The sequence below is a fragment of the Oleiagrimonas sp. genome (assembly GCF_027858935.1).
Taxonomy (GTDB): domain Bacteria; phylum Pseudomonadota; class Gammaproteobacteria; order Xanthomonadales; family Rhodanobacteraceae; genus Oleiagrimonas.
The window spans coordinates 1-11,477 of record NZ_JAQIBU010000068.1 but is presented as its reverse complement, the minus strand read 5'-3'; the positions used below and the strand labels follow the sequence as shown (position 1 = coordinate 11,477).

8 protein-coding genes are annotated in these 11,477 nt (G+C 58.4%); 6 read left to right on the top strand and 2 right to left on the bottom strand.

What is annotated here, in order from left to right:
• Window positions 1-81: 81 nt before the first annotated feature.
• A complete protein-coding gene (locus tag PF446_RS02655) occupies window positions 82-306 on the bottom strand; it encodes a hypothetical protein (RefSeq protein ID WP_298069430.1) in 225 nt (74 codons plus the stop codon).
• A gap of 396 nt (window positions 307-702) precedes the next feature.
• Between PF446_RS02655 and PF446_RS02650 the strand changes: the two genes are divergently transcribed.
• Entirely contained in the window at window positions 703-3,165 is a 2,463-nt protein-coding gene (locus PF446_RS02650; protein ID WP_298069428.1) for a glycogen/starch/alpha-glucan phosphorylase, read from the top strand.
• Window positions 3,166-3,408: 243 nt separating this feature from the next.
• On the opposite strand, the gene PF446_RS02645 is transcribed toward PF446_RS02650, so the two are convergent.
• Complete coding sequence (locus PF446_RS02645; RefSeq protein WP_298069426.1) at window positions 3,409-3,531, bottom strand: hypothetical protein; 123 nt, start codon at window positions 3,529-3,531, stop codon at window positions 3,409-3,411.
• 60 nt (window positions 3,532-3,591) lie between these two features.
• Here PF446_RS02645 and glgB point away from each other — a divergent pair, with 60 nt between their 5' ends.
• The 5 genes from glgB to glgX form a co-directional block, all read left to right on the top strand.
• On the top strand, window positions 3,592-5,463 hold the full coding sequence (glgB, locus tag PF446_RS02640; protein ID WP_298069424.1) for a 1,4-alpha-glucan branching protein GlgB: 1,872 nt from the start codon (window positions 3,592-3,594) through the stop codon (window positions 5,461-5,463).
• 29 nt (window positions 5,464-5,492) lie between these two features.
• Complete coding sequence (gene glgC, locus PF446_RS02635) at window positions 5,493-6,749, top strand: glucose-1-phosphate adenylyltransferase (protein ID WP_298069422.1); 1,257 nt, start codon at window positions 5,493-5,495, stop codon at window positions 6,747-6,749.
• Window positions 6,750-6,757: 8 nt separating this feature from the next.
• Window positions 6,758-8,212 carry a glycogen synthase GlgA gene (gene glgA, locus PF446_RS02630; RefSeq protein WP_298069420.1) on the top strand — a complete coding sequence of 485 codons (1,455 nt, stop codon included), beginning with the start codon at window positions 6,758-6,760 and terminating at the stop codon, window positions 8,210-8,212.
• Window positions 8,209-9,837: an alpha-D-glucose phosphate-specific phosphoglucomutase gene (locus PF446_RS02625; protein ID WP_298069418.1), complete on the top strand. Its 1,629-nt coding sequence runs from the start codon at window positions 8,209-8,211 to the stop codon at window positions 9,835-9,837. Before glgA ends, PF446_RS02625 begins: the two co-directional genes overlap by 4 nt.
• 11 nt (window positions 9,838-9,848) lie before the next feature.
• On the top strand, window positions 9,849-11,477 hold a 1,629-nt coding region (glgX, locus tag PF446_RS02620), incomplete at its 3' end, for a glycogen debranching protein GlgX (RefSeq protein ID WP_298069416.1).

The following is an 11,477-nucleotide window of genomic DNA, read 5'->3' as shown; positions in this document are numbered from 1 at the left end:
AACGTGCCGAGATAGCGCAGAGTGTCAAAACCTTTTGGCGGTAACTTTGGCGGTAACTGCGCCAAGTCAGTGATTAAATAACTAAATATAACAATGATTTACTGTATAGATTTGGTTGTTACCCTGGCCTCCATGTTTGCCTGCAGCATCGGCAAGTATCGCAAAACCACGGCATTGCAGGGTTTCATTGCGCAACGGATGAAACCCAAATGCTTGATGGTTCGCCTGGGATTCCACCTCCCGCGGCAGGCCCGCGATGGCAGCCCGTTCGATTGCCTGCGAGGCACGTGGATTTTCCAGCAACATTGTCGGCGCGGCACGTTCCGTGCTACACGGTCCACTCCTCTCGACATCCCAGAAGACATGCCTGGTGACCGCATCGGGAACTCCCAGTGTGTGCCCACCAAAACATCTTGTAGCCACAGTGTGGTCTACGCAGGCCTGTTCCAAAAGCAGGGTGGTGAAACGCAGCACAGATCCAAACGAGGTCATGGATGCTTTGGGCAGGTAAAGTCACCGACGTTCTCAACCGGGGTATGATTGGCTAGCTATTTCGGCCACCGGTCATCGCCTGACAAAGGGAACGGTTCCGAAATGCACCTCTGTATCCTTGAGCCCGTGCATGCAGGAAAGCCGCATGCGTGGCATGGCCACCTTTGTGAACCGTGAGCCCCGCGACAATCACCACTGCAAGATCAATTCATGAACGAAACCCATGTCAGCAACGGCGATTCGCCGATCAACATCAGCATCGATCCTCAGGAACTCGCGGATGAAATCTCTCGCAAGTTGAAAAGCCATCTGGGCAAGGATGCCTCCGTAGCCACTGGCTATGACTGGCTGTCCTCGGCTGTTTTCGTCGTTCGTGACCGCATCGTCGATCACTGGATCGATTCCACCAAACGCTCGTATCAAGCCAAGACCAAACGCGTTTATTACCTCTCCCTTGAGTTTCTGATCGGGCGCCTGATGCGCGATTCGTTCTCCAATCTCGGCCTTCTGGAGAGCATGCGCGAGGCCCTCAATAGACTGGACGTCGATTTGGACGTCATTGCCGAACTGGAACCGGATGCAGCGCTTGGCAATGGTGGTCTTGGGCGGCTGGCTGCCTGTTTCATGGAAAGCATCGCCTCCCTGGATATCGCCGCCCATGGCTATGGAATCCGTTACAAGAATGGCATGTTTCGTCAGGAAATATCCGATGGTTGGCAGGCAGAGTTGCCGGAAACCTGGCTCAAGCATGGCTACCCGTGGGAATTCGAACGCCGGGAGCGTGCATTTGAGATCGGTTTTGGCGGTACGGTCGAATCGCTGACGAGCCCTTCAGGACGCTTGCACGGGCACCTTTGGAAGCCTCTGGAAAGGGTTGTTGCAGTTGCTTATGACACGCCCGTGGTGGGTTGGCGCGGCCGTCGCGTCAACACGTTGCGACTATGGTCGGCGCAGCCCATCGACCCGATTCTCCTCGAGGCTTTCAATGCCGGCGACTATATCGGCGCTCTGGCTGAAAGCAACAAGGCGGATACCCTGTCGCGGGTGCTTTATCCGGCAGACTCACACGAGGAGGGACAGGAACTCCGTTTGCGGCAGGAATATTTCTTTTCTGCCGCGTCGCTGCAGGACATTTTGCAGCGTCACATGAGTCAGCACGGAGAACTGCAATCGTTACCCGAAAAAGCAGCCATTCATCTCAACGACACGCACCCGGCAATTGCCGTTGCCGAACTGATGCGTCTGCTGATGGATGTGCACGGTATCGATTTCAGGGAGGCATGGCGTATTTGCAACGGAACGTTCGCCTATACCAATCACACGTTGTTGCCCGAAGCACTCGAAACCTGGCCGATCCATCTACTCGAGCGCCTGCTGCCGCGCCACATGCAGATCATCTATGCGATCAACGCCGAGGTTCTGCGCGTGGTACGCGCCCACGAAGGGTTCACCAATGAGCAGATCAGCCGGATATCGCTGATCCATGAGGGCACTGTCCGCAGTGTACGCATGGGCAATCTGGCTTTTGTGGGTTCACACTCCATCAACGGCGTGTCCGCGCTGCATACCGCGTTGATGAAGGACACGGTCTTTTGCGACCTGCATCATCTGTATCCGGAGCGGATCAACAACAAGACCAATGGCATCACGCCGCGGCGCTGGATGTTCCAGTGCAACCAGGGACTCACGAATCTGGCACGTGAAACCATTGGCGACGGGTTCCTGGACGACCTTACCCTGCTCAAGTCGCTGGACGGGATGGCCGGTGATGCGGCCTTCCGTGAAAAGTTCGCCGTGGTCAAACGCACAAACAAGGAGCGGCTGGCACACTATGTGGAGGATCGGCTGGGCATCCGTCTCGATCCCTCAGCGCTGTTTGATATCCAGATCAAGCGCATTCACGAGTACAAGCGCCAGTTGCTGAACATCCTGGAAGCGGTGGCCCTGTATGACCAGATCCGGTCGCATTCGGAGCGGGAATGGGTGCCGCGGGTCAAGTTCTTCGGCGGCAAGGCCGCGCCCAGTTACCACAATGCAAAGTACATCATCAAACTGGCCAACGACGTTGCCAAGGTCATCAATCGTGATCCGGCGGTACGGGGCCTGCTGAAGGTGGTGTTTGTGCCGAATTACAACGTCAGCCTTGCCGAGATCATGATGCCGGCTGCAGATTTATCGGAGCAGATTTCAACCGCCGGTATGGAAGCCTCTGGCACCGGCAACATGAAATTCGCCCTCAACGGGGCGCTGACGATCGGCACGCTCGATGGCGCCAATATCGAGATTCGCGAAAACGTTGGTGACGACAATATGTTCATCTTCGGTCTGCGGTCCGACGAGGTCGCGGATCGTCGCAACAATGGCTACGATCCGCGCGCGCTCATCGAATCCTCTCCCGAACTCTTGCAGGCACTGACGGCGATCACGCGAGGCGTGTTCTCTCCGGATGACCCGGGACGCTATCGCGACCTGATCGGAGAAATCTACGACAACGACTGGTTCATGGTTGCCGCCGACTTCAATTCCTATGCCGAGACGCAACGTCGCGTGGATGAGGTCTGGTCCAAACCGGAGCAATGGTTCACCATGGCTATTCACAACACTGCGCGAATGGGCTGGTTTTCTTCCGACCGCACGATCCGGGAATACGCATCCGATATCTGGAAGGTTTGACCCGATCAAGGATTGATTTCGGGGACGTTTCAAGCCTTCCGCCCTGGATAGTGTTGTCATGCACAAGGGCAGGCGATGGCGAAAAAAACACGCGGACATCCTGATAGATCCGTCGACGCGGCTCTTGAGCAGGCCGCCATAGAGGCTATCGTCGCCGGGCGCCATGCTGACCCCTTCGCTGTACTGGGTGTTCAACCGGCAGGGCAGGGGCTGCTTGCGCGCTGCTTCATTCCTCATGCGCAGTCAATCAAGGTCCAGAAGCTGGATGGGACGCCACTGGGCGACCTTGAACGCCGTCATGACGCTGGATTTTTCGAAGGTCGCATATCCCTGCGCAAACGGCAGGTGGTCAAGTACCTGGCCCATGGGCCAGACCACCAATGGCAGGTCACCGATCCGTACTCCTTCGGTCCAGTGCTCGGACCGATGGATGATTACTACATGCGTGAGGGTTCCCACCTGCGACTATTCGACAAGATGGGGGCGCATGTCATCACCCATGAAGGGGTCAACGGAGTGCATTTCGCCGTCTGGGCTCCCAATGCCAGGCGGGTCTCGGTGGTGGGCGACTTCAATGAGTGGGACGGTCGGCGCCATGTCATGCGGCTGCGTGGCGATACCGGCATCTGGGAAATATTCATTCCGGATATCGGCATCGGCAGGCCCTACAAATACGAGATCATCGGTTCAGACAACCAGCGGTTGCCGCTGAAAGCCGATCCCTTTGCATTCCAGTCCGAACTTCGACCGGCGACCGCATCCATCACCGCGGACCCGTTTCATCATGTCTGGGCAGACCACGAGCATCGCAAGTACTGGCGGGAAACGGATGCCCGACGTCAACCGATCAGCATCTATGAAGTGCACGCAGGTTCCTGGCAGCAACACGAGGATGGCCGCTTCCTTTCCTGGGACGAACTGGGCGACCGGTTGATTCCGTATGTGGTGGATCTGGGTTTCACGCACATCGAGTTTCTGCCGATCAGCGAATATCCCTATGATCCGTCCTGGGGATATCAGACCACCGGGCTTTATGCCCCCACAGCGCGTTTCGGCGATCCCGAGGGCTTTGCCCGTTTTGTCGATGGAGCGCATCAGGCGGGCATCGGCGTCATTCTGGATTGGGTGCCGGCGCACTTCCCGACGGATGAACACGGCCTTGCGCGATTCGACGGAACGGCACTCTATGAGCACGCCGACCCGCGCATGGGAATGCATCCTGACTGGAACACGGCGATCTACAACTTCGGTCGTCGCGAAGTCCTGGCCTATCTGGTCAACAATGCGCTGTTCTGGGCAGAGAAGTACCACCTGGATGGTCTGCGCGTGGATGCTGTGGCTTCGATGCTCTATCTGGATTATTCACGCAAGGACGGCGAATGGATTCCCAACGACCAAGGGGGGCGCGAAAATCTGGACGCGGTGCATTTCCTGCAGGAAATGAACAAGGATCTGTACGGGACGCATCCGGGCGTCATGACGATTGCAGAGGAATCAACATCCTGGCCGATGGTCACTCGTCCCGTTCATGAGGGCGGGCTTGGCTTCGGATTCAAATGGAACATGGGCTTCATGCACGATACGTTGCAGTATCTTGCCCGTGAGCCGCTGTTCCGCAAGCACCATCATGACGAGATCACATTCGGCCTGATGTATGCCTTTGCCGAGAATTTCGTGTTGCCGCTGTCGCATGACGAGGTGGTGCATGGCAAAGGCACGCTGCTGCAAAAGATGTCCGGGGACGATTGGCAGAAATTCGCCACGCTCAGAGCCTATTACGGATTCATGTGGGGTTATCCGGGCAAGAAGCTGCTGTTCATGGGACAGGAATTCGCCCAGCGCAACGAGTGGAACGAGGCCCGCTCGCTGGATTGGCATCTGCTGAATCAGCCGGCGCATGAAAGCATGCACAAACTGGTAAAGGACTTGAACCAGATGTATCGCTCGCACGCGGCCCTGCATGCGCGCGACTGCGAAGGCGAGGGATTTTCATGGCTGGTCGTGGACGACGCCGAAAACTCTGTCTTTGCCTGGCTGCGCAGCAGCCCCGGCGAAAGCCCGGTGGCTGTGGTCTCGAACATGACCCCGGTTCCGCGCCACGACTACCAACTGCCCTTGCCAATGGATGGCATCTGGCGGGAAATCATGAATACCGATTCCAGCGATTACGGCGGATCAGGCCTCGGCAACGGCGGACAGGTGACGGCCTGGTCCGGGGAATCCCAGGGCTGGCCGGCGCATGTATCCATGACCCTGCCGCCGCTTTCGACGATTCTTCTGGAGTTTGCAGGACATTGAAAGGTTTGCTCTGGTAACTGGAGAACCACATGGAAATACAACGCACTCATCCACTCGCGCGTGATGCCATGGCTTATGTACTGGCTGGCGGACGCGGTAGCCGTCTCAAGGAACTGACGGATTCCCGCGCCAAACCGGCGGTTTATTTCGGTGGCAAGACACGGATCATCGATTTCGCGTTATCCAATGCCATCAATTCAGGTATTCGCCGCATCGGCGTGGCCACGCAATACAAGGCGCATTCCCTGATCAGGCACATGCAGCGCGGCTGGAACTTCCTGCGTCCGGAACGCAATGAAAGTTTCGATATCCTTCCCGCAAGCCAGCGCGTTTCGGAGACCCAGTGGTACCAGGGCACCGCCGATGCGGTGTACCAGAACATCGATATCATCGATGCGTATGGTCCTGAATTCATGGTCATTCTCGCCGGCGACCACATCTACAAGATGGATTACGAAATGATGCTGCGCCAGCACGTGGACACCAGTGCGGATGTAACCATCGGTTGTCTCGAGGTGCCGCGCATGGAGGCTACCGGTTTTGGGGTCATGCACGTGGACAAGACGGACCGGATCATCGACTTTGTCGAAAAGCCATCCGATCCTCCCGGGATTCCGGACAACCAGGACCTGGCCCTGGCCTCCATGGGTATTTACGTGTTCCGAACGGCGTTCCTGGTCGATCAACTGAGGCGGGATGCCGCCGATGCCGGATCGCACAGGGATTTCGGCCACGACATCATCCCGTACATCGTCAAACACGGTAAGGCGGTTGCGCACCGCTTCAATCTTTCCTGCGTGCGCTCTTCCTCCGAGCGCGAGGCATACTGGCGGGATGTCGGCACGGTAGATGCTTACTGGGAGGCCAACATTGATCTGACCGACGTGCTTCCGAAACTCGATCTTTATGACCGCAACTGGCCGATCTGGACCTATGCCGAGATCAAGCCCCCTGCAAAATTCGTCCATGATGAGGACGGTCGCCGCGGCATGGCGGTTTCTTCCCTTGTATCAGGTGACTGCATCATCTCCGGAGCGAGCCTGCAAAAGAGCATGATATTCACGGGCGTGCGCGTGCACTCCTATTCCTCCTTGAGCGAGGCGGTGGTTTTGCCGGATGTGCATATCGGACGTGGCGCCCGCCTGAGCAAGGTGGTGATCGACCGTCGCGTGAACATTCCCGAATACCTGGTGGTCGGCGAAGACCCTGTACTGGACGCCAAGCGTTTCAACCGCACAAAGCGCGGCGTTTGCCTGATCACCCAGCGCATGATCGACGCATTGTGAATCAAGACATGAAAGTGCTCTCGGTCGCATCGGAAATCTACCCCCTGATCAAGACCGGTGGACTGGCCGATGTCGTCGGCGCGCTGCCACTGGCGCTACGAAGCCAGGGAATACAGGTCCGCAGTCTCATTCCCGGCTATCCGGCCGTGATGCAACGGACCCCTCGATGCCACAAGGTCGTCAGGACCTATGCCACGCTGATGGGCGGCCCGGCGTCGATCGTTGCGACGCAGATCGATGATCTCGAGCTTTTCATACTGCACGCACCTCATCTGTTCGATCGACCGGGAGGTCCGTATGGCGATCCTTCGGGCACCGACTGGGAGGATAACTGGAAGCGTTTCGCGGCCTTGTCACGGGTTGGGTCGGATATATCCGAAGGCGTCCTGAAAGGCTTTGTTCCCGATATCGTGCATGCGCATGACTGGCAGGCGGCGATGACCGCGGCCTACATGCGCTACGGCAAGGCGGTACGCACGCCAAGTCTGGTCACTATCCACAATCTGGCTTTTCAGGGGCAATATCCGGCAGCGGTTTTCCCGCAGCTCGGCCTTCCCGATGCAGCGATGTCCCTGCAGGGCGTCGAATATTATGGAGGCGTTGGTTATCTCAAGGCAGGATTGCAGTCGGCCTGGGCCATCACCACGGTGAGCCCGACCTATGCCCGTGAGATTCACTCCCCGCAGTTCGGCATGGGGCTGGACGGATTGTTACGGATGCGCAGCACGGATCTGCACGGCATTCTCAACGGCATCGATATCGCGACCTGGGATCCGCAGACGGATCCCAGGATCCCCGCCACATATTCGACCCGATCGCTCAACCGGCGCTTCGGCAACCGCAAGCAAATCTTGCAACGCTTCCAGCTCGACGAAGACGTCAACCCGCTTTTTTGCGTGATCAGCCGCCTGACCTGGCAAAAAGGGATGGATGTCCTGGTCGGTCTGATCGACGATATGGTGACACTTGGCGTACGCATTGCCGTGCTCGGATCAGGCGACCATGCGCTTGAGGGCGCCTTTCTCGCTGCCTCCGGAAAGCATCCTGGCCGGGTCGGTTTTATCGCCGGCTATGACGAGGAACTCTCCCATGTCATGCAGGCGGGATGCGACGCGATTGTGATCCCGTCGCGATTCGAACCTTGCGGTTTGACCCAGCTGTATGGATTGCGTTACGGATGCATTCCGATCGTTGCCCGCACTGGCGGACTGGCCGATACCGTCATCAATGCCAATGAGGCGGCCCTGAACGCGGGCGCGGCCACCGGTTTCGTCTTCGAACCCGACAACGGTCAGGATCTGTTGTATGCCGTGCGCCGCGCATGCAACGTGTATGCAGATTCAAGGCTGTGGAGCGGGATGCAGCGGCAGGGCATGAAGACCGACGTGTCCTGGACCGGCAGTGCGGCCAGATATGCCCGGGTTTATCGATCACTCATGTCACGGAAACCTTCAGACGCATGATCAGAAAAGTCACAACCGAACCGTATGCAGATCAAAAGCCGGGTACGTCCGGCCTGCGCAAGAAAGTTTCGGTATTTCGCCAGCCGAACTATGTCGAGAACTTCATCCAGTCGATATTCGATTCGCTTGAGGGATTCCAGGGCAAGACCCTGGTGATCGGTGGCGACGGGCGGTTCTACAATCCGCAAGTCATCCAGAAAGTCATACGGATGGCAGCGGCAAACGGGTTTGGTCGTGCCTTGGTCGGTCGCGGGGGCATTGTATCCACGCCGGCGGTGTCCCACCTGATCCGCAAATACGGGGCCTATGGCGGGATCATACTTTCAGCGAGCCACAACCCCGGTGGCCCGGACGAAGATTTTGGTATCAAGTACAACATCGGCAATGGCGGTCCGGCGCCGGAGGGCATCACCGACGCCATCCACGCACATTCCGAGCGGATCGAACGCTACCTCACCCTGGATGCCGGGGATGTAGACCTCGATGCGGAAGGACGCACGATCATTGGTGACATGGAGGTCGAAATCATCGACCCGGTTGCCGATTACGCCGAGCTGATGCAGACGCTGTTCGACTTCGACGCGATACGCGCGCTTTTTGAATCCGGTTTCCGTATCCGTTTCGACGCAATGCACGCTGTGACTGGACCGTATGCCACGGAGATCTTCGAGAAGCGTCTCGCAGCGCCTCCGGGGAGTGTGGTCAACAGCGTGCCGAAACCGGATTTCGGAGGCCACCATCCGGATCCGAACCTCGTCCATGCCAAGGATCTTCACGATCTCATGATGTCGGATGATGGGCCCGATTTCGGTGCGGCTTCGGATGGCGACGGGGATCGCAACCTGATCATCGGAAAGGGGCTGTTCGTCACGCCTTCCGATTCACTGGCCATTCTTGCCGCCAACGCCCACCTGGCCCCGGGTTACGCGAAAGGACTGCGTGGAATCGCGCGTTCCATGCCCACCAGTGCAGCGGCGGACCGCGTGGCCGCACGGCTTGGCATCGATTGCCATGTGACACCGACGGGCTGGAAATTCTTCGGCAATCTGCTGGACGCCGGCATGGCGACCATCTGCGGCGAGGAAAGCGCCGGGGCCGGATCCGATCATGTGCGCGAAAAGGACGGACTTTGGGCTGTCCTGCTGTGGCTCAATATCCTGGCGTCGCGCCGTCAGAGCGTCAAGGACATCGTGGTTGAACACTGGGCCAGCCATGGTCGCAACTACTATTCGCGGCATGATTATGAAAACGTGGACACAGCAGCTGCACATGCCCTGATGCAAGCCCTGCGCGCACGTATCGAAGAGCTTCCCGGAACGACCGTGCAGGGGCTGACGGTTCGTGCGGCGGATGACTTCGCCTACCATGATCCGGTCGACCAATCGACCAGCGAACACCAGGGTATCCGCATCCGCTTCGAAGGAGGATCGCGGCTGGTGTTTCGTCTGTCCGGCACGGGAACTTCTGGCGCAACACTGCGGGTGTATATGGAACGTTTCGAAGCCGATCCTGCACGCCAGTCGATCGACACGCAGCAGGCCCTGCAAAGCCTGATCGCAGCGGCAGAGGAGCTGGCATGCATCCGCAATCATGTTGCACGTGATGTGCCCAGCGTTATCACCTGATGTCGAAGAACATGATGGATCCTGCGACGGCGCCACGCTTTGGCGCTGTCTTCGTTGACGAGGGTGTGCGTTTCAGCGTCTGGTCCTCAAGCGCGGAGCGTTTGTGGCTGTGTCTGTTCGACCGCGACGGAAAACGCGAAATCGAACGGATCCCCATGCAGCCGGACGGCAGCGGCATGTTCCATCGGGTGATCGCCGGTCTTGACGCGGGCCAGCGCTATGGTTTGCGCGCGGAGGGCCCCCATGATCCCGATTGCGGCCTGTACTTCGACCCGGACAAGTTGCTGGTCGATCCGTATGCCGTCAGGATCGACCGGGCCTATCGACATGATACGCGTCTGACGCTGCCGCGCGGGCAGTCCGGGGATACGGCTGATCTGGTTCCCAAGGCGATCCTGACGCGTTTGCCTGAACCGCCGGAGCCAGGCGTTGCGATCAATTGCCGTGGCGGGTTGATTTATGAAATTCCGGTACGCGGTTTCACCCGCTTGCATCCCGCCATTCCCGAGGTCCAGCGCGGCACGCTGGCAGCCCTGGCACATCCAGCCACCATCGAGCATCTGCAGGGACTGAATGTTGCAGCGGTCGAATTGATGCCTATTGCGGCCTGGATCGATGAACGGCACCTTCCTTCCATGGGTCTTCACAATGCCTGGGGCTACAATCCGCTGACGTTCATGACGCTGGATCCCCGACTTGCTCCCCATGGGATCCAGGACTTGCGCCTCGCCGTGGAAGCCCTGCATGAGGCCGGTATCGGCGTCATTCTCGATGTGGTCTTCAATCACACCGGCGAGAGCGACGCTCACGGGGCAACCCTCTCGATGCGCGGGCTCGACAACACCGTGTATTACCGCCGTGATCCAGGAGTTCCCGGCACGCTCATCAACGATACCGGTTGTGGCAACACGCTGGCGTGCGACCATCCGGTGGTCGTAGAAATGATGCGCGATGCAATGCGTCATTTCGTACGGCACGCGGGCGTGGACGGCTTCCGCTTTGATCTGGCGACGATCCTGGCCCGCCGTGCCGATGGGTTTGATCGCGGCGCGCCGTTTTTCTCGATGCTGGAGAGCGACCCGATCCTGAGCAATCGTGAACTGATCGCCGAACCCTGGGATATCGGGCCCGGCGGGTATCAGCTCGGACAGTTCCCCGAACGGTTCCTGGAATGGTCCGATCGCTATCGGGACGATGTACGCAGCTTCTGGCGTGGCGATTCCGGCAAGACCGGCATGTTGGCCACACGGCTTGCCGGTTCCACGGATATTTTCGGAGTGGCAAGGAGCCGGTCGGTGAATTTCATCGCGGCCCATGACGGCATGACAATGCATGACATCGTGTCCTACGCCAGCAAGCACAACCAGGCCAATGGCGAAGGCAACCGGGATGGCCACGATGAAAATTATTCCTGGAACAACGGTATCGAAGGGGCCAGTGACCAGCTGCAGGTGCAAAAAGCCAGGCGACGGGATACGAAAGCACTGCTTGCAACCCTTTTTGCTTCACATGGCACCTTGCTTCTGACGGCCGGGGATGAATTCGGTCGCAGCCAGTCGGGCAACAACAATGCCTATGCGCAGGACAACACCTTGACCTGGCTGGATTGGTCTTCGCGGGACCTGGAGCTGGAAAATTAT